The 20,886-nt window shown below is 72.4% G+C and carries 21 protein-coding genes; 11 read left to right on the top strand and 10 right to left on the bottom strand.

Annotated elements, in window-relative coordinates; translation table 11 throughout:
* Nucleotides 1-265 precede the first annotated feature (265 nt).
* From DEI97_RS01295 to DEI97_RS01270, 6 genes are all read left to right on the top strand, one after another.
* Nucleotides 266-1,924, top strand: a complete 1,659-nt coding sequence (locus DEI97_RS01295) for an ABC transporter substrate-binding protein (protein WP_111075147.1) — start codon at nt 266-268, stop codon at nt 1,922-1,924.
* Nucleotides 1,921-2,874, top strand: coding sequence for an ABC transporter permease (locus DEI97_RS01290; RefSeq protein ID WP_111075148.1), 954 nt, complete (start codon nt 1,921-1,923; stop codon nt 2,872-2,874). The genes DEI97_RS01295 and DEI97_RS01290 overlap by 4 nt, the downstream gene beginning before the upstream one ends.
* On the top strand, nt 2,871-3,758 hold the full coding sequence (locus DEI97_RS01285; RefSeq protein WP_111075149.1) for an ABC transporter permease: 888 nt from the start codon (nt 2,871-2,873) through the stop codon (nt 3,756-3,758). Before DEI97_RS01290 ends, DEI97_RS01285 begins: the two co-directional genes overlap by 4 nt.
* A gap of 76 nt (nt 3,759-3,834) precedes the next feature.
* On the top strand, nt 3,835-5,730 hold the full coding sequence (locus tag DEI97_RS01280; protein ID WP_111075280.1) for a gamma-glutamyltransferase family protein: 1,896 nt from the start codon (nt 3,835-3,837) through the stop codon (nt 5,728-5,730).
* Between the two features lie 7 nt (nt 5,731-5,737).
* Complete coding sequence (locus tag DEI97_RS01275) at nt 5,738-7,387, top strand: dipeptide ABC transporter ATP-binding protein (protein ID WP_111075150.1); 1,650 nt, start codon at nt 5,738-5,740, stop codon at nt 7,385-7,387.
* A gap of 35 nt (nt 7,388-7,422) precedes the next feature.
* On the top strand, nt 7,423-8,094 hold the full coding sequence (locus DEI97_RS01270; RefSeq protein ID WP_258376724.1) for a GntR family transcriptional regulator: 672 nt from the start codon (nt 7,423-7,425) through the stop codon (nt 8,092-8,094).
* Nucleotides 8,095-8,173: 79 nt separating this feature from the next.
* Here DEI97_RS01270 and DEI97_RS01265 read toward each other — a convergent pair whose 3' ends face one another.
* The 3 genes from DEI97_RS01265 to DEI97_RS01255 all read right to left on the bottom strand — a co-directional run bounded on the left by DEI97_RS01265 (nt 8,174) and on the right by DEI97_RS01255 (nt 10,727).
* Nucleotides 8,174-8,575 carry a VOC family protein gene (locus tag DEI97_RS01265; protein ID WP_111075151.1) on the bottom strand — a complete coding sequence of 134 codons (402 nt, stop codon included), beginning with the start codon at nt 8,573-8,575 and terminating at the stop codon, nt 8,174-8,176.
* Nucleotides 8,576-8,688: 113 nt separating this feature from the next.
* Nucleotides 8,689-9,648 carry a GNAT family N-acetyltransferase gene (locus DEI97_RS01260; RefSeq protein ID WP_111075152.1) on the bottom strand — a complete coding sequence of 320 codons (960 nt, stop codon included), beginning with the start codon at nt 9,646-9,648 and terminating at the stop codon, nt 8,689-8,691.
* A 35-nt stretch (nt 9,649-9,683) separates the two neighbouring features.
* On the bottom strand, nt 9,684-10,727 hold the full coding sequence (locus DEI97_RS01255; RefSeq protein WP_111075153.1) for an NAD(P)-dependent alcohol dehydrogenase: 1,044 nt from the start codon (nt 10,725-10,727) through the stop codon (nt 9,684-9,686).
* Between the two features lie 195 nt (nt 10,728-10,922).
* On the opposite strand from DEI97_RS01255, the gene DEI97_RS01250 reads away from it, so the two are divergent.
* A complete protein-coding gene (locus DEI97_RS01250) occupies nt 10,923-11,360 on the top strand; it encodes an OsmC family protein (RefSeq protein ID WP_111075154.1) in 438 nt (145 codons plus the stop codon).
* A gap of 112 nt (nt 11,361-11,472) precedes the next feature.
* Entirely contained in the window at nt 11,473-12,975 is a 1,503-nt protein-coding gene (locus DEI97_RS01245) for a threonine/serine exporter family protein (protein ID WP_111075155.1), read from the top strand.
* Nucleotides 12,976-13,093: 118 nt separating this feature from the next.
* On the opposite strand, the gene DEI97_RS01240 is transcribed toward DEI97_RS01245, so the two are convergent.
* Entirely contained in the window at nt 13,094-13,288 is a 195-nt protein-coding gene (locus DEI97_RS01240; protein ID WP_111075156.1) for a DUF2795 domain-containing protein, read from the bottom strand.
* Between the two features lie 161 nt (nt 13,289-13,449).
* Complete coding sequence (locus tag DEI97_RS01235; protein ID WP_111075157.1) at nt 13,450-14,142, bottom strand: TetR/AcrR family transcriptional regulator; 693 nt, start codon at nt 14,140-14,142, stop codon at nt 13,450-13,452.
* Between the two features lie 204 nt (nt 14,143-14,346).
* Between DEI97_RS01235 and DEI97_RS01230 the strand changes: the two genes are divergently transcribed.
* Nucleotides 14,347-14,667, top strand: coding sequence for a hypothetical protein (locus DEI97_RS01230; protein ID WP_111075158.1), 321 nt, complete (start codon nt 14,347-14,349; stop codon nt 14,665-14,667).
* 101 nt (nt 14,668-14,768) lie between these two features.
* Here DEI97_RS01230 and DEI97_RS01225 read toward each other — a convergent pair whose 3' ends face one another.
* Both DEI97_RS01225 and DEI97_RS01220 read right to left on the bottom strand, forming a co-directional pair.
* Nucleotides 14,769-15,680 carry an SDR family oxidoreductase gene (locus tag DEI97_RS01225; protein ID WP_111075159.1) on the bottom strand — a complete coding sequence of 304 codons (912 nt, stop codon included), beginning with the start codon at nt 15,678-15,680 and terminating at the stop codon, nt 14,769-14,771.
* Between the two features lie 99 nt (nt 15,681-15,779).
* A complete protein-coding gene (locus DEI97_RS01220) occupies nt 15,780-15,986 on the bottom strand; it encodes a hypothetical protein (RefSeq protein ID WP_111075160.1) in 207 nt (68 codons plus the stop codon).
* 128 nt (nt 15,987-16,114) lie between these two features.
* Here DEI97_RS01220 and DEI97_RS01215 point away from each other — a divergent pair, with 128 nt between their 5' ends.
* On the top strand, nt 16,115-16,909 hold the full coding sequence (locus DEI97_RS01215) for a hypothetical protein (protein ID WP_146248157.1): 795 nt from the start codon (nt 16,115-16,117) through the stop codon (nt 16,907-16,909).
* Nucleotides 16,910-16,929: 20 nt separating this feature from the next.
* On the opposite strand, the gene DEI97_RS01210 is transcribed toward DEI97_RS01215, so the two are convergent.
* From DEI97_RS01210 to DEI97_RS01200, 3 genes are all read right to left on the bottom strand, one after another.
* Nucleotides 16,930-17,712 carry an endonuclease/exonuclease/phosphatase family protein gene (locus tag DEI97_RS01210; protein WP_111075162.1) on the bottom strand — a complete coding sequence of 261 codons (783 nt, stop codon included), beginning with the start codon at nt 17,710-17,712 and terminating at the stop codon, nt 16,930-16,932.
* Nucleotides 17,709-18,323, bottom strand: a complete 615-nt coding sequence (locus DEI97_RS01205) for a sigma-70 family RNA polymerase sigma factor (RefSeq protein ID WP_111075163.1) — start codon at nt 18,321-18,323, stop codon at nt 17,709-17,711. Before DEI97_RS01205 ends, DEI97_RS01210 begins: the two co-directional genes overlap by 4 nt.
* Before the next feature lie 61 nt (nt 18,324-18,384).
* Nucleotides 18,385-19,890, bottom strand: a complete 1,506-nt coding sequence (locus tag DEI97_RS01200) for an LCP family protein (protein WP_253466354.1) — start codon at nt 19,888-19,890, stop codon at nt 18,385-18,387.
* A 138-nt stretch (nt 19,891-20,028) separates the two neighbouring features.
* Between DEI97_RS01200 and DEI97_RS01195 the strand changes: the two genes are divergently transcribed.
* Entirely contained in the window at nt 20,029-20,865 is an 837-nt protein-coding gene (locus DEI97_RS01195; protein WP_111075164.1) for a YdcF family protein, read from the top strand.
* Nucleotides 20,866-20,886: the final 21 nt, after the last annotated feature.

Genomic DNA, 20,886 nt, shown 5'->3' with positions numbered 1-20,886 from the left:
GGCCGGGCGCGCCTGGGGTATCCCCCGGTCCGGGGGCGTTGCGCGACGCGGGTCCGTGTGCTCCCGGCGTTCCGGAGACACGACGCGCGCATGCGCGCTCAGTCGGGACCGCGTTCGAGGTGGCCGTATCGGGGGCGATGGTTTTACACGATCGAAACAGATTGTGCACAAACGGGGGCCCTCATCCGTGATTGTATGCAATCAACCCCGCTCCTGAGCGCGATCCCACGAGGAACGCCACGCCACACACCGCATCAGGAACCCCATGTCCCCGATCAGTCCCCGTCGCCGCCGCACGCTCCTCGCCCTGCCCGCGGTCGTCATCGCCGCCACGCTCGCCCTGACCGCGTGCGTGCCCGTCCAACGCTCGAAGGCCGGTGGCACGACCGCCGGCACCGTCACCACCGCACCGATCGGCGACCGCCAGGTCCGCGAGGGCGGCGACCTCGTGATGGCCCTCTCCGCGGAGCCGGACCGTCTCGACCCCACGACCTCGTCGTCGCTGTACACCCGGTACGTCATGGAGACGATGTGCCAGAAGCTGTACGACATCGACGACGAGGGCGCGATCGTGCCGATGCTCGCGACGGCGCTGCCGACGGTGTCCGACGGCGGGAAGACGGTCACGTTCCCCGTCAAGACCGGCGTCCGGTTCGCCGACGGCACCCCGTTCGACGCGGCGGCCGTGGTCACGACGCTCGAGCGGAACCTCACCAAAGCCGACTCAAGCCGGAAGAGCGAGATGGGGCCGGTGTCGGACGTCACCGCGGTGGACGACCACACCGTCCGGCTGCACTACGACACCCCGTTCGCACCGATCACGGCGGCGCTCGCCGACCGCGCGGGCATGGTGATGTCACCGACCGCGCTCCAGGAGGAAGGCGACGGGTTCGGGGACGCCCCGGTGTGCGTCGGCCCGTACAAGTTCGTCAAGCGGGTGCCGCAGACCTCGATCCAGGTCGAGCGCGACCCGGAGTACTACGACACGGCGAGCGCCCACTTCGACACGATCACCTACCGGATCATCACCGACGCCAGCATCCGTGCGGCGAACCTGAAGTCCGGGGACGTGCAGGTGGCGGACACGATCTCCACCCAGGACGTCGACGACCTGCGGAAGCGGAAGGACCTGACCGTCCTGCGCACCGGGTCGCTCGGGTACCAGGGCATCACGGTGAACATCGGCAACCAGGACGGCGTCGGCACCGACCCGCGGCAGATCGACACCCCGCTGGCGAAGCGTGCGGACGTGCGACGAGCGCTGTCGATGTCGATCAACCGCGCCGAGCTCGTGCAGAGCGTGTTCCACGGCTGGGCGGACGTCGCCTGCTCCCCGGTGCCGGACACGAGCATCTTCGCGAGCGACGCCAGCAAGGCGTGCCCCGCGTACGACCCGGACGCCGCGAAGGAGATCCTGCGGAAGGCCGGCGTGCAGCAGCCGTTCCCGATCGACATGGAGGTGACGAACACCCCCGACACGGTCCGGTTCGCCCAGGCCCTGCAGGCGCAGGCCCGTGCCGGTGGCTTCGCGATCACGATCACCCCGGTGGAGTACACGACGCTGCTCGACGACCAGACCCGTGGCGACTTCCAGGCGCTGCAGCTCGGTTGGTCGGGCCGCGTGGACCCGCACGGCAACATCGGCGGGTTCCTGGCGACCGGCGGCGGCAACAACTACGCCGGGTACAGCAACCCCGAGGTCGACGACCTGATCGACCGCGCCGCGCAGGCGACCGACGAGCAGGAGCGTGCCGACCTGTACGGGCAGATGACCGAGCTGGTGCAGCGCGACGACCCGATCATCTACCTCTACCGGACCCGGAGCATCACCGGTCTCCGGAACGACGTCGCGGGCGTCTCGACGTACGCGGACGGCGTGGTCCGGCTCAGCCAGGCCGCGTTCGTGGAAGGGACCGACAAGTGATCCGCTACGTGACGACCCGCCTGTGGCAGGCGGCGCTCACCCTCGTGCTCGCGTCGATCGTGGTGTTCGTCGGCGTCCGGCAGCTGCCGGGCGACCCGGCGCTCGCCCTGGCCGGTGAGGAAGCGAGCCCCGCCCGCCTCGCCGCGGTCCGCGCCTCGCTCGGCCTCGACGACTCGATCGTCGTGCAGTACTGGCGGTTCGTCGTCAACGCGCTGCAGGGCGACCTCGGCCGCTCGACCCGCACCGGCACCCCCGTCACCGAGCTCCTCGGCGCGACGCTCCCGGTCACGCTGTGGCTGGCGCTGTACGCGATCGTCGTCGCGGTGCTGGTCGGCGTCGCCCTCGGCACCCTGGCCGAGCGGTACCGCGGCCGCTGGCCCGAGTGGATGGCGAACGCCGCGGCGCTCGTCGGGCTCTCGGTGCCGAACTTCTGGCTCGGGATCCTGGCGATCGTGTGGCTCGCGGCCGGCCTCGGGTGGTTCCCCGCCTCGGGCTACGTCCCGATGACGACGAACCCGCTGAGCGCGCTGTACCACCTGACGCTCCCGGCCGTGATCCTCGGCACGTCCCTGGCAGCCGTGATCATGCGGCAGACCCGGGCGTCGATGATCGAGACGATGAAGACCGACTTCGTCCGGACCGCCCGGGCCAAGGGGCTCTCCCGCGGTCGGGTGCTGTTCCGGTACGGCCTGCGGAACTCGATGATCGTGGTCGTCACCATCGTCGGGCTGCAGCTCGGCGGGCTCATCTCGGGCGCCGTCGTCACCGAGCGCATCTTCGCGCTGCCCGGCTTCGGCAAGCTCACGCTCGACTCGGTGTTCACCCGGGACTACCCGGTGATCCAGGCCGTCGTCCTCGTCATCACGCTCGGCTACGTGCTCATCAACTTCGCCGTCGACGTGCTCTACTCCGTCATCAACCCGAAGATCCGCGTGGGAGGGACCAAGTGACCACGCTCACCCCGACCGAAGCCGCCGCGTTCGACCTCGGCTCCAGCCGCGGCCGTGTCTGGCGGCAGGTCCGATCGAACCGCCTCGGCATGACCGGGGGCATCATGCTCGCGGTCGTCGTCCTCGCGGCGCTCACCGCACCGCTCGTCGCCCCGCACGACCCCACCGAGACGCACTTCGACCTGCCGTTCCAGGTGCCGTTCACGGTCGGGTTCGGCCTCGGCACCGACGACCTGGGGCGCGACATCCTGTCCCGCACGCTCTACGGCGTGCAGGTCTCGCTGATCGTCGGCGCGCTGTCCGTCCTGGTGTCCGTCGTCATCGGCACGCCGCTCGGCCTGCTCGCCGGGTACTGGAAGTGGCTCGACGCGGTCATCTCCCGCCTGACCGACGTGGCCCTCGCGTTCCCGTTCCTCATCATCGCGGTCGGCCTCGCCGCCATCAGCGGCCCGAGCCTGTCGAACGCGGTCATCGCGATCGGCGTCTCGCACGTCCCGGCGATGATCCGCATCGTCCGCGGTGAGACGCTCCGCATCACGAGTGCCGACTTCGTCACGAGCGCGAAGACCCTCGACGCCGGTGGCGCCCGCATCATCGCCCAGCACGTGCTGCCGAACTGCGTGTCGGCGATCATCGTGCAGGCGACGGTGATCATGCCGGTCGCCGTGATCGGCGAGGCGCTGCTGTCCTTCCTCGGGCTCGGCATCCAGCCGCCCACGCCGAGCCTCGGCATCATGCTCTCGGACGCCCAGCAGTACCTCGGCCAGGCGCCGTGGGCCGCGGTCGTCCCCGGCATCGCCATCGCCGTCATCTGCCTCGGCTTCAACCTGTTCGGGGACGCCCTGCGCGACGCCCTCGACCCCACCGCCTCCGACCGGAAGTGACACCGTGAGCACCAACCCCGCCTTCGTCGAACCGAGTGCCGAGACCACCCGGCCGGACCTGCTGGGCACGTTCGGCATGGCCGCGTCCACGCACTGGATCGCGACCGCCACCGCGCAGTCCGTCCTGGAGCGCGGCGGCAACGCCTTCGACGCCGCCGTCGCCGGCGCGTTCGTCCTGCACGTCGTGGAACCGCACCTGAACGGCCCCGGTGGCGACATGACCGGGATCTTCGCCACCGCGGACGACCCGACGCCCCGGGTCCTCATGGGGCAGGGTCCGGCTCCGGCCGGCGCGACGCCGGAGCACTTCCGCGCCGAGGGCCTCGACCTGGTCCCCGGCGCCGGGGCACTCGCCGCGGCCGTCCCGGGCGCCGTCGACGCCTGGCTCCTGCTGCTCCGCGACCACGGCACGTGGGAACTCGCCGACGTCCTCGCGCCGGCCGTCGGCTACGCCCGTGACGGGCACCCGATCGCGCCGCGCGTGGCCGCGACGATCGCGACGGTGGAGAGCCTGTTCCGCGACCACTGGCCGTCCTCCGCCGCTCTGTGGCTGACGGGAGGTGGGCCCACGCGGGCCGGTTCCGACGCGTCGCGGAGCTTGCGGAGCGACGTGGCGGCCGAGCCCGTGGGGACGGTGCCGGTCGCCGGGGACGTCGTCCGGAACGAGACGTGGGCTTCCGTGCTCGAGCGGCTCGTCGACGCCGGCTCCGGTCACGACGGGGCCGCAGCGGAGGGCCGCGTCGCCCGGATCGACGCCGCCCGGGAGGCGTGGGCGACCGGGTTCGTCGCCGAGGCGATCGACCGCTTCGTGCGGGCCCCGCACCGTCACGCCTCGGGCACCGACCACGCCGGGGTCATCCGCGCCGACGACCTCGCCGCGTTCCGGGCGTCGTACGAACCGGCGACGACGGCCGAGTTCCGCGGCTGCACGATCGCGAAGACCGGGCCGTGGGGACAGGGGCCGGCGCTGCTCCAGACGCTGCGACTGCTCGACCCGCTCGACGACGCCCTGCTCGACCCGTCCACCGTCGCCGGTGCGCACACGATCGTCGAGGCGCAGAAGCTCGCCCTCGCCGACCGCGAGGCGTACTACGGCGACGGCGACGTCCCGATGGCCGAGCTGCTCTCCGACGCGTACTCGGACGAGCGCCGCACCCTCATCGGCGAGCATGCCTCGCACGAGCTCCGTCCGGGGTCGGTGTCCGTCGCCGCCGGGGCGCTCCCGCCACTCCGCGAGACGTACACACCGAGGGGCGAACCCGTCGCCGGTGTCGGCGAACCGACCGTGCCCGGTGCCCGTGGGAACGCGGTCGCGGCCCCCGCCGAGGACGACGCCCTGACCGAGGACCGCGGCGAGCCGATCGTGATGGCGACCGGCGAGACCCGGGGCGACACGGTCCACATCGACGTCGTCGACCGCTGGGGCAACATCGTCAGCGCGACTCCGTCCGGCGGCTGGCTGCAGTCCTCGCCGACGATCCCGGAGCTCGGGTTCTGCCTCGGCACCCGCCTGCAGATGGTCTGGCTCGAGGACGGCACCGCGTCGACGCTGCGCCCCGGCCAGCGCCCGCGGACGACCCTCACGCCGACCCTGGTGCTCCGCGACGGCGCGCCGGTCACGGCGCTCGGCTCCCCCGGCGGTGACCAGCAGGACCAGTGGCAGCTGCTGTTCCTGCTCCGGACGATCGTCGGCGGGTACACCCCCCAGCAGGCCATCGACGCTCCCGCGCTGCACACCACGTCCTTCCCGGGCTCGTTCTGGCCCCGGACCTGGACGCCCGGTGGCCTGGTGGTCGAGGACCGCCTCGGCGACGACGTCATCGCCGGCCTCGAGGCCCTCGGGCACGTCGTCACCCGCGCCGGCGACTGGTCGCTCGGCCGTCTGTCCTGCGTGACGCGGGACCCCGCCACCGGCGTCCTCGGCGCCGCCGCCAACCCGAGAGGAGCCCAGGGACATGCCACAGGACGCTGACGCACCCATGACCGACCGGACGACGACCGACGGACGCGAGCCGAGCCTCCCGTCCGACCCCGGCGAGCCCCTGCTCTCCGTGCGTGACCTGCGGGTCGCGTTCGGCAGTACCGAGGTGCTGCACGGAGTCGACCTCGACGTCCGCCGCGGCGAGCGCGTCGCGATCGTCGGCCAGTCCGGTTCCGGCAAGTCGACGCTCATCGCGGCGGTGCTGCGGCTGCTTCCGGGTGCCGGACACGTCACGGGCGGGTCGATCCGACTCGGCGACCTCGACGTGACCGGGGCCGACGAGTCCGCGATGCGGCGCGTCCGCGGTGGCCGGATCGGGCTCGTCCCGCAGGACCCGTCGACGAACCTGAACCCCTCGATGCGGGTCGGGGCGCAGATCGCGGACACGCTGCGCGCCGGGGGGATGCGCGGGCGGGCCACGATCCGCCAGCGGGTGGTCGCCCTGATGACCGAGGCCGGGATCCCGGAGGCGAGCCGGCGCGCGGACCAGTTCCCGCACGAGTTCTCCGGCGGCATGCGGCAGCGCATCCTCATCGCGATCGCGCTGGCCCGCCAGCCGGAGCTGCTCATCGCGGACGAGCCGACGAGCGCACTCGACGTGACCGTGCAGCGGCAGATCCTCGACCACCTGCAGACGCTCGTGGACCAGCACGGCACGACGCTGCTGTTCGTCACGCACGACCTCGGGGTCGCGGCCGACCGGACCGACCGGGTGGTCGTCATGCTCGACGGCGAGGTCGTCGAGCAGGGCGCGCCCGGCGAGATCCTGCGGAACCCGCAGCACGAGTACACGAAGCGGCTCATCGCGGCCGCACCGGCACTGTCCGGGCTGCCGCCCGAGCCGACCGTCACCGGTGAGCCGATCCTCGTCGTGTCGGACCTGGTCAAGGAGTACCGGATCCGTGGTCGTGGTGCCGGCACGCTCCGGGCGGCGGACGGGGTGTCGTTCGCGGTCCGCCGCGGGACCACCACCGCCGTCGTCGGGGAGTCCGGCTCGGGGAAGACGACCGTCGCGCGCATCGTGCTCGGGCTCGAGGCGCCGACGTCCGGCAGCGCCCTGGTCGACGGGCTCTCGATCGGCAGTGCCCGCGGGGCGGAACGGCGGGGCGTCCGGCGACGGGTGCAGCCGGTGTTCCAGGACCCGTACGGGTCGCTCGACCCGACGTCCACCATCGAGCGGGTGATCGACGAACCGCTCCGGGTGTTCGGCATCGGCGACCGGGCCGCGCGCACCGAGCGGGTGGCGACCCTGCTCGACCAGGTCGCCCTGCCCCGGGCCGTCGCCCAGCTGCGGCCGAACGAACTCTCCGGCGGACAGCGGCAGCGTGTCGCGATCGCCCGGGCGCTCGCGCTCGAGCCGGACCTGCTCATCCTCGACGAGGCGGTCTCCGCGCTCGACGTGCTCGTGCAGGAGCAGATCCTCGCCCTGCTCGACGACCTGCAGGACCGACTCGGGTTGAGCTACCTGTTCATCACGCACGACCTCGGGGTGGTCCGGCGGATCGCGGACGACGTCGTGGTGATGCGGCGCGGTGCGGTCGTCGAGCGGGGCTCGGTCGCCCGGGTGTTCGACGACCCGCAGGAGCAGTACACGAAGGACCTGCTCGACGCGATCCCGGGCCGGTCCCTCGCGGAGAGCGCGGTGTGACGAGCGTCCCGGCCGGTTGTGGGACGCTTGGCCCCGTGCTGAACGGAGCCGGTGTCCTCGACGCGATCCGCCGCGACATCGTCGCGGGCGACCTGCTGCCCGGCACCCGGGTGACCGAGGCGTTCCTCGCGGAGCGCTACGGCGTCTCCCGGGTGCCCGTGCGCGAGGCGCTCCGCGGGCTCGAGGGCGAGGGCTTCGTCGTGTCGCAGCCGAACGTCGGCTCGCGCATCGCCGCGATCCCCTTCGACGAGGCCGACGACCTGTTCGCGGTGCGCGAGTCGCTCGAGGTCGCCACCGCCAGGCGTGCCGCGACCCGTGCCAGGACACTGTTCGACGGCGACACCCCACCGGCGGACTGGTGGCGGGTGCGCCGGGAGCTCGGCGAGGTCCTCGACGCCGGGGACCGAGCCGTGGAGCGCGACGACCTCGGGCAGCTCGTCGACCTCAACGACCGCTTCCACTTCCTGGTCGCCGAGCTCTCCGGCAGCACCACGCTCGCCACGCTGCTCCGCCAGCTCTCGCGGAAGATCGAGTGGCTGTACGCGATGGACACCTTCTCGCGCGGCAAGCGGCTCTGGCCCGAGCACCGACAGATCCTGTCGGCGATCGACGCGGGAGACGTCGAGACGGCGGTCGCGCGCATGGCAGCGCACGTCCAGCAGAGCCGCGTCGGGTACGCGGCACGGACCCCGGACCGCGCCCGGTGACCGTGCCGTCGACCTCCTGCACCAGGGTGCCGTCCGCCTGCGGTCGAGCGCGCCGGCTGACGACCGGAGGCGCGGGCCGTCAGGCGGTGGCGGCGACGGGCTTCATCCAGAACGGCGACCAGTGGTACCCGTCCGGGTCGTCGAACTGGCGCTGGTACATGAACGGGTAGTCGTCGGTGTCGCCGATCCTGCCGCCCGCAGCGGCCGCGCGTTCGACGAGCTCGTCCACGGCCTCCTGGCTGGGGAGGTCGAACGACACCGTCGTCTTCGAGGGGGTGTCCGGGCCGCCGATGAGGTCCTCGGTGCCGCCGACGCTGGCGTACATCTCCCGACTGGCGAGCATGACGTACTGCTCGGGGGCGATCGCGAAGCAGGACACCGCGTCGCCGGACATCTCGGCGTTCTGCGTCCAGCCGAGCGCTTCGTAGAAGGCGGTCGCACGCTCGACGCTCGCGACCGGACAGCTGATGAAGAGGGTCATGCGCGCAACACTCCTGCTGCCGAGGTCCCCCGTCAAGGCATCACCGCACCTGCGATGCAACGATTGCATTGACTAATGAACACAAATGTTGCCCATACGTGCGCTGCGATCCCTCAGATCGTCGGCATGCCCGGGTAGCCGGTCGGCGTGACCCACACCAGCGACGACACCACCTCGCGACCACTCGCCAGGGCGTTCCGGAGCGACCGGGTGTTGCCGGGGTGGATGTGCCCGCGGAGCACGTCCGAGGGGCCGGCCGGCAGCGCACGAGCGAGCTGGCGCAGGACGAGCGGCCCGTACCCGTGCCCGCGGTGCTCGGCGTCCAGGACGATCTCCTCGACCGTGAACCCGGTGAAGCCGTCCACGTCGTCCCGCGCCGCAGCGACGACCCCGGCGGTGCGTCCGGCGATCACCACGTCGAACAGCAGCCCTTCCTCGTCCGCGTCGGCGAGCGAGTCCTGGTCGGCGGCGGTCGCCCACTGGTCCAGGTCCGGCTCCGAGCGCCGTAGCCCGTCGTAAGCATCGGCGACTCGGACCGCGGCGCCGGCCGGCTCGGCCCGGACGAGTTCGACGTCCACACCGGTGCTCGCGGCGCCGGCGGCCACTCGCGCGACCGGGGCCGCCACCACGAGCAGGTCCGGCACGGCGGTGAACCCGTCCGACGCCGGCGCCGACCGCTGGTCGCCGGGCAGGTGCACACGGAGGCACAGCGGAGCGAACTCCCGGTGGGCGGTGAGCACCTCGGCGAGTTCTGCGATGCCGGCGGTGTCCGGGGTCACGTCCGTGGCGATCACGTCGACGAAGGGCTTCGCGATGTCCCGTCCGCGGAACCGGATGCCCGTGATCGCCCAGTGCCCGGACGACAGGTCGAGGCGTCGGTTGGCCCACAACAGTGGATCGGCGACGGGGAGCTGCACGGCATCGCGGACGGCTGCACCCCACGAGGCGTCACCGACCAGGGTGAGCGCCGGGGCCGCCGACGCCGCCAGGTCCTGTCGCCAGGACGGGTTCCAGTCCCGCAGCTGTGCCGGGGACCAGGACTCGAGTGCCGAGTGGACTGCGGTGTCGGTCATCGGACCCGACCCTAGGGCCCGATGACCGGCGCACGCTAGAGCGTCGGGACGACCACCGCGCGGCCACTGAGCTCGCCGGCCTCGAGCTTCCGGTAGGCCTCGAGCGCGTCGGCCAGGGCGAACCGCTCGATGTCCGGCTCGATCTGCCTCGCGCGGTACATCGCGACGACGTCGTGCAGGTCCTCGATCGTGCCCCAGTAGGTGTTCGTGATGGTCGACTCGTACGGCGTCGAGAAGAAGTTCCACTCGGTGGTCCCGCCGGCGATCCCGACGACGGTGAAGCGGCCGCCGACGGCCATCGACGCCTGCGCGAGCTTGACGGTCGGGGTCGCACCGACGAAGTCGAACGCCGCGTCGACACCCTTGCCGCCGGTGATCTCGCGGATCCGGTCGGCCTGGTCGGGGCCCCCGGGGACGGTGATCGCGCCGCGCTCGGCAGCGCGCGCCATCGCGTCCTCCTTCATGTCCGTCGCGATGACGGTCGCTCCGGTGAGGGCGGTGAGGATCTGGACGGCGATCTGCCCGAGGCCACCCAGTCCGACGACGAGCGCGTACTTGCCGCCGCCGGCCAGGTTCGGCAGGGAGTTCTTGATCGCGTGGTACGGCGTCAGGGCGGCGTCGCTGAGGGGTGCGGCCGCGATCGGGTCGGCGTCACCGAGCGGGACGAGGTTGCGGGCCGGGACGGTCACGTACTCCGCCATGCCGCCGTCGCGCCCGAGGCCGATGCCCATGTACGGGTTGGTGGCGGCGTTCTCGCAGTAGGTGTCCTGCCCCTTCGAGCAGTACCGGCAGTGCCCGCAGCCGACCGGGCCGTAGACCAGGTAGGCGTCCCCCTCGGTGAACCCGGTGACGCCGTCCCCAACGGACTCGACCCAGCCGGAGTTCTCGTGGCCGAGGACGAACGCGGGCTGCTGTGCGCCGGGCTGGCCCTCTCGGAACTCGCGGTAGACGGCGACGTCGGAGTGGCAGGCACCGGCACCGGCCACCTTGAGGAGCACCTCGCCCGGACCGGGCGCGGGCTTCTCGACGTCGGTCAGGGACGGGGAGGTCTGGTACTGCTCGAAGACGACTGCACGCATGGCCCAAAACTACACCTGTTGCCGAAATCGCCGTCGGACCGGAGGGCGCGCGACAGTCCGCCTTGCGCACCACCTGAACCCCGGGAGCCGTCAGCCTGCGTCTTCCCCGGGAACCGGTTGCGAGAACGAGCGTTCTCCGATTGACTCGGCACCGAGGGTCGCACCCGGCCCGCACCCCGAACGAAAGGAGCGGCCATGCCCACGCGCACCGCACGCACCGCCTGGAACGGCGGCCTCAACGACGGTTCCGGCCAGGTCGAACTCTCCAGCTCGAAGGTCGGCACCTACGACGTGTCCTTCCCGAAGCGCGCCGCTGACGAGGCCGGCGGCACCACCAGCCCCGAAGAGCTCATCGCCGCAGCGCACTCGGCCTGCTACGCCATGCAGTTCTCCGCCGTCCTCGGCGAGGCCGGCGGCACCGTCGAGTCCCTCGACGTCAAGGCCGACGTCTCGCTCGGCCCGGACACGGCCGGCTTCAAGCTCACCGGCATCGTCCTCACCGTGCACGGCGAGGTCACCGGCATCGACGAGGCGACCTTCCTCAAGGCCGCCGACGAGGCCAAGGCGACCTGCCCGGTCAGCAAGGCCCTCACCGGCGTCGACATCGAACTGCACGCCACGTTCGAGCAGTAAGCAGCGCGCACCGTACTGACGGGAGGCTCCGCACCGGACCGGTGGGGAGCCTCCCGTCCGTCGTCCCACCCGGCACCAGGCGGCGCACGAGGACGGCAGGCACAATGGTCCGATGGCCGAACCGCTCCCTCCCGGCCCCCGGCCGGGCCGTCCACCCCGTCCGCGCCCGAAGGCCCGGAGCGTCGCCCAGCACGACATGCGGGACGTCCGCGCGCGACTGCGCGGCACGATCTACGAGCACGTCACGCCGGACACGCGCTCGCTGCGGGAGCAGTACTCGGCCCGGCAGATCGTCGACTTCTGTCTCGACCTGACCGAGGTGATGCTCGCCTCCGGTGCCGACACCCGGAGCGTCGAGACCGCCGTGATCGCGGTGGCGACGAAGTGGAACCTCGCACCGCTCGACCTGGACTTCTCGGGCAGCTCGGTGACGATCCAGTACTCGCCGACCGAGGGCCCGCCGCTCGTCAAGATGCGCAGCACGCGCTCCGACGGGGCCGACCTCGGACGGCTGACGTGGGCGAACCAGATCGTCGACGACGTCATCCACGACGACCGGGACATGACCAGCGCGGTGAGCGCCCTCGTGGCGGTGCTCCGGATGCCGCCGCGGTGGCCGATGTGGCTCGCCGACGTCGGGTTGTCGGTGCTCGGGACCTCGATCGCGCTGCAGGCCGGTGGTGGTTGGCGGGCCGGCGTCGGGGCGTTCATCCTGATGCTCGGCATCATCGTCTCCGGCCGGTGGCTGACCGGCCGCGGGTACCCGCAGTTCTTCGTCTCCGGCGCGCAGGGGGCGGTGGCGTCGGTGATCGGCACGCTCGCGATCTGGGCGGGTGTGCTCACCCCGACCGGCGCGGCGACGATGGTCGCGGCCCTCGTGGTGCTCCTGCTGCCGCACGTGCAACTCGTGACGTGGGCGCAGGACGCGATCTCGGGGTTCCGCGCGATGGCGGTCGCCCGGGCGTTCACGATCGGCATGCTCATCGCGGCGATCGTCGTCGGGGTGCCGGCGGGCATCGCCGTGACGCACTGGCTCCGGCTCGAGGTCGAGCCGTCCGGCATCGTCACCCAGGCCCTGCCGCTCTGGGCGTCGCTGTCCCTGACCGTGGCGTCGGCCGGGGCGAACTGCTTCGTGCAGCAGGCCAGCGCACGGGTGATCCCGGTCGCGGTGGTGTTCTCGGTCGCGGCGGGGGCGGCGCTCTGGCAGCTCAAGGAGTTCGGCCTGCCGCTGCTCGGTGCGACGTTCCTGGCGGCGGTGCTGCTCGGCGTGCTCTCGACCTACGCGGCCGTCCGGATGCGCACGGCCGTCTCGGCTATCGCGGTGCCGGCGTTCTGCGGGGCGCTGCTGCCCGGTGTCGCGGTGTCGAACGCGCTGCTCAACGTGATGAGCGGGTCGTCGAGCTCGGTGCTGGACTTCGGGTCGGCGGTGACCGTGGCGCTCGCGATCGGGGCCGGACTGGTGCTCGGCGGGCTCTTCGCGACCCCCGGGGCACGGCGTGCGCTGCGTCGCGGGCGCCGGATCGAGGTGCACTCGGTGCACAGCGACACCACCGCGTTGCCGGTCATCCGCGACTCCGGCTACGACCCGGGCAACGGCAGCGTCCCGCGCTGGTGAGCCGGTCGCGGCGCCCGGGTTCGCGCTGAGCGACACGACGCGGGCACGGGGCCGCGTGCCGTGTCGCCCAGCGCGAACCGCGGCAGGCCGCAGCAGGCCGCAGCCGCAGCCGCAGCCGCTAGCTCGCGTCCGAGACGGCCTTCGACACGTCGGTGGGGCCGTCGTACTCGCCGTCCGGGATCGCACGGAGCGCCTCGAGCACGTCGTCGGGGGCGTTCTCCTTCTCGGCGGTCGACACGACGTCGTCCTTCGAGGCCGGGTAGTCGATGCCGCTCAGGTACTTCTGGATCTGGATGGGGTTCGGTGCTGCCACGATCGTTCCTTCCGATGGGCTTCCCGGCGTACCCGGGCTCCCCTCGGCGACGTCCCAGCGGGTGCGGTCGGCGGCCAGCACGGACGGGCCCTCCCTGCCCGGCCGGGGCCGACCCGGCAGGAGCCGGCCCGGCAGGGACAGTCCCGGCGGAGGCCGCTCCGTCAGACCGACCAGGTCTCGTCGTCGGACCAGGACACGTCGCCCCAGGTCGACAGCCGGCGCTGCGCGGTCGCCTCGTACCGTTCCATCCAGCCGCGCTCCAGGCGGGCGACAGCCCGGTCGAAGGCCGCGACCAGGTCGAGGTCGCTGCGGAGGAGCGCCTGCAGCTGCAGCCCCTCGTACAGGGCGATGAGCTGCTCGGCTCCACGGCGGGGGTCCATCGTGTGCGGGGCTCGTCCGACCGCGATGTCGTGCTCCAGACCGCGCCTCACCTGGGCGAAGAACAGCTGGTACCGCGACCGCAGGTAGTTCGACATGGCGTGCTGCGGGTTGCCGGCGACACTGAGCAGTGCGACGAGCAGACGCATCAGTGCCGGGTCGTCGGCGTTCGAGGCGACGATCGCGCGGAGGAGCTCGACGGTGCTGCCGTTGCCGACCTCGCGGGTGACCTCGTCCATCCGGGCGCCGTTCCACCGGTCCACCGCTGCCAGGACGAGCCCGTCCCACGACGGGAAGTGCTGCTGCAGCTCGTGCGTCGAGATGTCCAGCCGCTCGGCGACGTGTTCGGCGCGTGCCTCGTGGAAGGGCACGTCACGGAGCAGGTCGACGGTGGCACCCACGATCCTGATCCGCAGGTGCAGGGTCGCCGCAGCCGCAGCGGCAGCCATCGTGTCGGCGCTGGTGTCCTCGAGCATCGTGCCCTCCGTGTCCGGGACGCACGGTCAGGTCGTGGCCGTCGCGTCCAGGCGGTGCGGACGTCCTGTCCGCATGTCGATCTTGGCGGAGATCGGGGGTCCGGCGCATCCCCGGTCCGGGGGTCGGCAACATGGGGGACAAGCGGAGGCGTCCGACGGCCACTGCCTGGGCGTGTCCGCGGCGGGGTGTGTGACGATGCCGGGATGTCCCCGAACGACTCCACCGCACAGGGCTTGGCGACCATGGCGTCCGCCGGGTTCGAGTTCGCGAGCACCCCGGAGCAGGTGGCGCACGACGTCCGCACGATGTGGGAGCACCTCGGCCGCCCGGAGGGTGCGTTCGAGGCCGCCGCCGCCGCGATCGCCGTCCTGCCGCAGCGGCCCGAGGTACCGGTCGCGCTGCAGGCCCGGCGTCGGCAGTTCGAGCAGGCCGTCGGCATCAACCCCGTCGAGGTCGAGCTGGCCGCGGCCCTCGCAGCGCGCGAGCTGCTCGAGTCGATGGCGCGGACCTGCGGCACGCACTGACGGTCCGCCGGCACGCGGCTGGTCCGACCGCATGACGGGAGGCCCGTGGCTGAGCAGCCACGGGCCTCCCGTCGTGCGCGGCGTCGCCGCCGGTTGACCGACTACGGCGTCGGCATGCCGCCGTCGACGTGCAGCGTCTCGCCGACCACGTAGGACGACTCACCGCTGGCGAGGAACACGAACGCCGGCGCGAGCTCGGCGGGCTGGCCCCAGCGGCCGAGGTAGGTCTGCTCGCCCGCGGACGGCAGCGCGTCGGACGGCTGGCCGCCGGCCGGCTGCAGCGGGGTCCAGATCGGGCCCGGTGCGACGGCGTTGACGCGGATGCCCTTCGGCGCGAGCTGCGCGGCCAGGCCCTTCGCCAGGTTGTTCACGGTCGCCTTCGTGGCGGCGTAGTGCACCAGGTGCGGGGACGGTGCGTACGCCTGGATCGACGTGGTGTTGATGATCGTCGAACCCGGCTTGAGGTGCGGCACGGCGGCCTTCGTGATGCGGAACGTCGCGTACGCGTTCGTCTTGAAGGTCTCGTCGAACTCGTCGTCGGAGATCTTCGTGATGTCGTCGACGTTCTGCTGCTTGCCGGCGTTGTTGACCAGGATGTCCAGGCCGCCGAGCTCCTGCACGGCCGTCTCGACGAGCTGCTCGCAGAACGCCAGGTCCTTGATGTCCCCGGGCAGGGCGACGGCCTTGCGACCGGCGGCCTCGATGAGGGCGACGATGCGGTCGGCGTCCTCCTGCTCCTCGGGCAGGTAGCCGATCGCGACGTCCGCGCCTTCACGGGCGTAGGCGATCGCGACGGCCGCGCCGATGCCGGAGTCGCCGCCGGTGATGAGCGCCTTGCGACCCTCGAGACGGCCGGAGCCGCGGTAGGTGTCCTCGCCGTGGTCGGCCGGGACGTTCTCCGCCATCTCGGCGTCGGTGCCGGCGCCCTCGAGGTACTGCTCGTCCGGCTTCTTGTCGGCGTAGAGCTTCGTCGGGTCCTGCATGGTGTACTGGTCGATCCGCTGGTCCGTCATGGCTGCGACGGTACGCACGGCCGCTCCGGTCCCCGTTCAGGAGGCTGTCCCCCGCCGCGCAGACCGGCTGCTGCCGCGTGGACCCGCAGTGGGCCGCCCTCAGACCGGGCGGTACACCGCGATCGGCGGGGCGTCGTCACCCTGGTCCTCGGCGTCGCCGGTGCGCGCCCACGTCCGGCCGTCGTGGTCGATGGTCGCCGGCAGGTCACCGTGCACGATCATCCGCACCGCCGGTTCGTCGCCGTCGATCAGGTCGACGCCGTGCGCCGCGTTGTCTCCCGTGCTGTCCACCACGTACTCCGCCATGGGTCCGACGGTACGCGGCGCGACCCCGTCCGGCCTGCGTCCTGGGAATGTCACGGTCCGGTGACGGTGCGGACCCGTTTCGGTAACACCCGTCGCCCAGCCCGGGAGGGGCCGCTACGGTCGAGCGAGTGACTCCCAGGACTGTGATGACGATCGGCGCCGTGGCGCTCGCCCTCGTGGTGGGCAACGGCCAGGCGGTCGTGCACTGGTCCGGCCAGGACGCCGACCGCGCTGCTGCCGCTGAGCCGACCGCGTCCGCGACCCGCACCGCCGATCCCGTGCCGACCTGGCGTCCGGTGTCGTCCGGCGCGCTGAAGTCCGTCGACGCCGTCGAGCTCCGCGCCGAGTCGATCGTGTTCCGCTCCGACGACCACACCGTCACGACCGTGTCGATGCGCGACGCCAAGCACACCGTCTCGGTCCTCAACCGCATCCTCGGCACCCCCGCACGCACGCAGACCGCCGTCGGCGACGCCGGTCGCTGCGTGCCGGCCAGCACGACCTCGACGTGGGGCGGTGCGATCCGCGTCGCCGCGTTGGCGGAGCCCGGCACCGCCGGCAACCGGGTCGAGGTCCGCGTGCTCCGCGACCACGTCCGCTCCCGTCTCGGCGCGGTCATCGAGCTCTCCGGGCCGGACGGGGTCCAGGTCGGCGACGACGTCTCTGACCAGATCGACGACGCACCGGCGAGCGACCGCGAGTCCCTCGGGTCGGACGACGCCCAGGCGTGGCAGCTCCTGCTGCAGCGCGGGTGGACCGACGACAGTGACCACGATGGCGACCGCGGGACCGGCGGCCACCACGGCACCGAGGGCGACGGTGCAAACGGCGACGGTGCCAACGGCGTCTCGGTCCTGACCGACGACTCCACCGTCACCGTGATCGGGTCGCCGATGCCGATCCGCCCCGCCCGCGGCTGCTGAGGCCCCGCGGCTTCTGAGGTTCAGACCCGGATCGTCGCGATCACCGGGAAGTGGTCGCTCGCGAACCAGGTCTCCGGCCCGTCGTGGTCGATCCGCACCCGGTCGACCGCGGTGACGTCACGCGTGAAGACCCAGTCGATGCGCTCCCCGGTCGCCACCGGCGGCTGCCAGTCGTTGTAGGACGCCGTGTGGTCGTCCGGGTCCCCCGCCACGCTCCAGGCGTCGGTGTAGCCGGCGTCCGCGAACACCTGCGAGGCCGCACCCGCCCCGGCCGGCTCGTTGCAGTCCCCCGCGAAGAGCACCGGGCCGTCGACGACCGACAGCCGCTGCACGACGAGCGCGGCACTGCGGGCGCGGACCTCGTCGCCGTGCGGGCCCTGCTCGTGGTCCATGTGCGTCGTCAGCAGCGTGAACGCCGGACCCTCGGCATCGAGGAACCGCGCGTGGTTCGCGATCCGCGGGTACAGGCTGTCCCAGGTGTTCGAGACGGGCTCGTCCGGGGTGTCCGACAACCAGAACGATCCGGAGTCGACGGGGCGGAACCGGTCGCGCCGGTAGAACACCGCGGCGTGCTCGCCCGCCGTACCGCCCTCTCGTCCCTGGCCGACGGCGTCGTGGTCCGGCAGGCCTTGGCGGAGGGCGTCCATCTGGTGGTCGAAGGCCTCCTGCACGCAGAGCAGGTCGGGGTCGTGGCGGCGGATGACGTCGAGGACGACGGGCAGTCGGGCGGGCCAGTCGTGCACCGGGTCCGGGTTCTTGATGTTGTAGGTCATGAGGGTGATCGGGCGTGCGGTGCTGGTCACCCCTCGAACCTACCCAGGCGGCGCCCGGAGCCCTCGCTGCCTTCGCCTGCCGGACCGACCAGGGTCCGCCGGAGCGTCAGCACGCCGTCCCGCGCGCGCGACTTCGCCGTGCCGGTGGGGACCCCGAGCGCCCGCCCGAGCTCCGGGCCGGACAGGTCGGCCAGGTAGCGCAGGACCACCGCGTGCCGCTGTCGCTCCGGCAGCGTGCCCAGTGCCCGGCGGAGCGCCTGTCGGTCGAGCACGGCCTCGGCGCGGTCCAGTGAGCTGTGGTCGAGTGCCTCGTGGTCGCGGATGCCCAGACGCCGGTCCCGCTCGCGGTCCGCCTGGGCCTTCCGGACCCGGTCGATCGCCCGCCGGGTCGCGATGGTCCGGATCCAGGCGATCACCGGGTGTGACGGGTCGTAGCGGGGAGCGAGCCGCCAGACCTCGAGCATCACGTCCTGCGTGACGTCCTCAGCGAGCCAGGCGTCGTGCAGCTGGCGCCGGGCGACCTGCAGGACGAGCGGCCGGAACCGTTCGTCGATCCGGCGGAAGGCCTCCCGGTCCCCCGCGGCGACCCGCAGCAGCAGGGCGCGCTCCTCGTCCCGTCGTCGGCGCAGCTCGTCATCCACGTCCCGTAATGTGACATGCCAGTCTGGATGACAGCGGCGAGACGTGGCCGACCGGCCGGCGTCAGTTGATGCAGACGCCCTCCTGGCCGTACTCGTGGACGGCGGTGGACGACGGGCTCGGCTCGGCGGGCGCCGTCGTCGGCTTCGGCGCTGCGGCCTCCTTCGACGGCTCCGCCGGGGCGGGCGTCGACGTGCCCGGCTGGGCGGCGGCCTGCGGCGTCTTGCCGTCGGTGCCGAGCACCAGGGTGACCCCCTGCACGGCGGTGCTCTGGACCGGCACCGCGCCGGGCACGACGGCGACCAGGGCCTTGGCCTGCGCCTCCATGCCGACCGGGTACTGCACCATCGTCGTCGCCGTGGTGTCCGAGGAACCCGGGGCGCCGACCTGGAAGCCACGACCCGCGAGCACCGCGGAAGCGGCGGCCGCGGCACCCGTGACGCCGCTGCCGTTCGAGACCGTCACCGAGACCGACCCGGCCGCAGCCGCGGTCGCCTGCGTGTACGCCGGCGGCTCGCCGACCAGGCTCTGCACGAACGCGGGCATGCCGGCGGTGTCGACCTCGACGATCGACAGTGCCGACCCGTTCGGGTAGATCGTCGGGGTGCCGAGGATCGGGATCGTCGCCGACTTGATGTTCGACGGCCGCAGGTTGCTCATCTGCCGCGCCAGGGTCAGCATGTCGAGCCCCTGGTCGGTCTCCACCGAGCTGCCGATCGCGTCGATGATGTTCGTCGTCTTCACCGGGTTGAGCAGGGTGCCGGCGGACAGGATCTTCCGGGCCTCCTGCGACAGGAAGTACTGCTGGCGGACCTGGCGGTCGAGGTCACCGTTCGGCAGACCGTGCCGCTGCCGGACGAACGACAGGGCCTGCGCCGCGTTGAGCTCCGAGACGCCGGCCGGCAGGTCGACACCCGAGAAGTCGTCCTGGGCAGCCTGGTTCAGGCAGACGTTCACCGGACCGAGCTGCTTGACGATCTCGTAGAACCCGAGCAGCGAGACGCGCACGTAGTGGTCGATCGTCAGCCCGCTGAGGCCCTGGATCGTCGCGATGAGCTTCTTCGCACCGCCGGTGTCCCCACCGCCGTTCATCGTGCCGTACGAGAACGCGCTGTTGAGCTTGCCCTTGCCGACGCCCGGGATGTCCACGTACGAGTCGCGCGGGAACGAGATCATCGTCGCGCTCCGGCCGTCCGCGGCGATGTGCAGCACGATCATCGTGTCCGTGTTGGTCGCGCCGCCGTCGGACTGGGTGTTGAGCTCCGCCATCTGCTCCGGCGTCGCGTTGTCCGGACGGTGGTCGTCGCCGACGAGCAGGATGTTCATCGCGCGGCCGTCGACGTCGTCCTTCGCGGGCGGCGCACTGCCGATCGCGTCCACCTTCGTGACGCTGCTGGCCAGGCGGTTGTACGCGTACGCCGCGTACCCGCCGCTCAGCAGCACAGCCATCGTGAGGACGCCGGCGAGCGCAGGGAAGACGACTCCCCAGTGGCGCTTGCGGCGTCCGTGGCGGGGCGGCACGGCGCGATCGGCCCGGCGTGGCCTGGTCTCCTCGGGTGCGTTCGTCACGGGGAGAACCATAACCGTGGAGCGCGCAGATGACATGGATTCCGCCTGGACGTCCTGTACGCACCGTTCCGGGAGGCCCGGTGCCGGACGTGCGCAACGCCTCCCGTCCACCCATGCTCGCCCCGTACTGTCGGTCGCGTGTTCCTGACCGTCGTCGCCGTCTGCTGCGCCGCCGTGGCGGTCCCCCTGCTGGTGAACGGGGCCCGTGCGTTCCGGCGCGGCGCACGGAGCCTGACCCGGTTGCTGGCGCTCGTCGCCGGGCTGGCCGTCCTGGCGCTCGGCGTCCTGGTCGCGGTCCTCGCAGCCGTCGGGACCACGGTGAGCACGGCGCTGCTCGTGCTGGTCCTGGCACTGGCGGGGTACCTGGCGCTGGTGTTCGCCGTGTTCCTCGGCGCCGCGGTCGCGTACGGCCACGTCCGGGTCACGGAGGAGGCCGAGTCACTGGTCGTCCTCGGCTGCGGGCTCGTGCACGGTGCGGTCTCGCCGATGCTGCGGTCCCGCCTGGACCGCACGCTCGAGGTGTTCCACCGCTCCGTCGCCGCCGGCCGCACGCCGGTCGTGGTGCCCTCCGGCGGCCAGGGCGAGGACGAGGACCGCACCGAGGCCGACGCGATGGCGGAGTACCTGGTCGCGCACGGAGTGCCCGCCGGACTGGTGCACCGGGAGGGCCGGTCGACGAACACCCGCGAGAACCTCCGGTACTCCGCCGACGTGCTGCGCGACGCCGGCTTGCACGGCCGGACGCTCGTCGTCACGAACGACTACCACGTGATGCGCACCGCGATGACGGCGCGACGGACGGGCCTCGACGCCCGGGTGCTCGGGGCGCCGACGGCCAGGCAGTCGGTGCCGAGCGCGTTCCTCCGCGAGTTCGCGGCCGTGCTCGTGATGCACGGGTGGTGGCACCTCGGGGCACTCGCGGCGATCGTGGTGCTGTGGGGCGTGGGGCTCGCGACCGGGCTGCTCCCGGCCTGAGCGACCGCCCGCCGCTCAGCT

Origin of the sequence: Curtobacterium sp. MCLR17_032, from assembly GCF_003234795.2 — a bacterium.
Classification (GTDB): Bacteria; Actinomycetota; Actinomycetes; order Actinomycetales; family Microbacteriaceae; genus Curtobacterium.
This window is presented reverse-complemented; position numbering and strand designations above follow the sequence as displayed.

What these genes read in the sequence shown, in the direction of transcription:
- DEI97_RS01295 (WP_111075147.1), top strand. Translation starts at nt 266, where the DNA reads ATGTCCCCGATCAGTCCCCGTCGCCGCCGCACGCTCCTCGCCCTGCCC.
- DEI97_RS01280 (WP_111075280.1), top strand. Translation starts at nt 3,835, where the DNA reads ATGGCCGCGTCCACGCACTGGATCGCGACCGCCACCGCGCAGTCCGTC.
- DEI97_RS01275 (WP_111075150.1), top strand. Translation starts at nt 5,738, where the DNA reads ATGACCGACCGGACGACGACCGACGGACGCGAGCCGAGCCTCCCGTCC.
- DEI97_RS01265 (WP_111075151.1), bottom strand. Translation starts at nt 8,575, where the DNA reads ATGACCCTCTTCATCAGCTGTCCGGTCGCGAGCGTCGAGCGTGCGACC.
- DEI97_RS01260 (WP_111075152.1), bottom strand. Translation starts at nt 9,648, where the DNA reads ATGACCGACACCGCAGTCCACTCGGCACTCGAGTCCTGGTCCCCGGCA.
- DEI97_RS01255 (WP_111075153.1), bottom strand. Translation starts at nt 10,727, where the DNA reads ATGCGTGCAGTCGTCTTCGAGCAGTACCAGACCTCCCCGTCCCTGACC.
- DEI97_RS01250 (WP_111075154.1), top strand. Translation starts at nt 10,923, where the DNA reads ATGCCCACGCGCACCGCACGCACCGCCTGGAACGGCGGCCTCAACGAC.
- DEI97_RS01245 (WP_111075155.1), top strand. Translation starts at nt 11,473, where the DNA reads ATGGCCGAACCGCTCCCTCCCGGCCCCCGGCCGGGCCGTCCACCCCGT.
- DEI97_RS01235 (WP_111075157.1), bottom strand. Translation starts at nt 14,142, where the DNA reads ATGCTCGAGGACACCAGCGCCGACACGATGGCTGCCGCTGCGGCTGCG.
- DEI97_RS01230 (WP_111075158.1), top strand. Translation starts at nt 14,347, where the DNA reads ATGTCCCCGAACGACTCCACCGCACAGGGCTTGGCGACCATGGCGTCC.
- DEI97_RS01225 (WP_111075159.1), bottom strand. Translation starts at nt 15,680, where the DNA reads ATGACGGACCAGCGGATCGACCAGTACACCATGCAGGACCCGACGAAG.
- DEI97_RS01220 (WP_111075160.1), bottom strand. Translation starts at nt 15,986, where the DNA reads ATGGCGGAGTACGTGGTGGACAGCACGGGAGACAACGCGGCGCACGGC.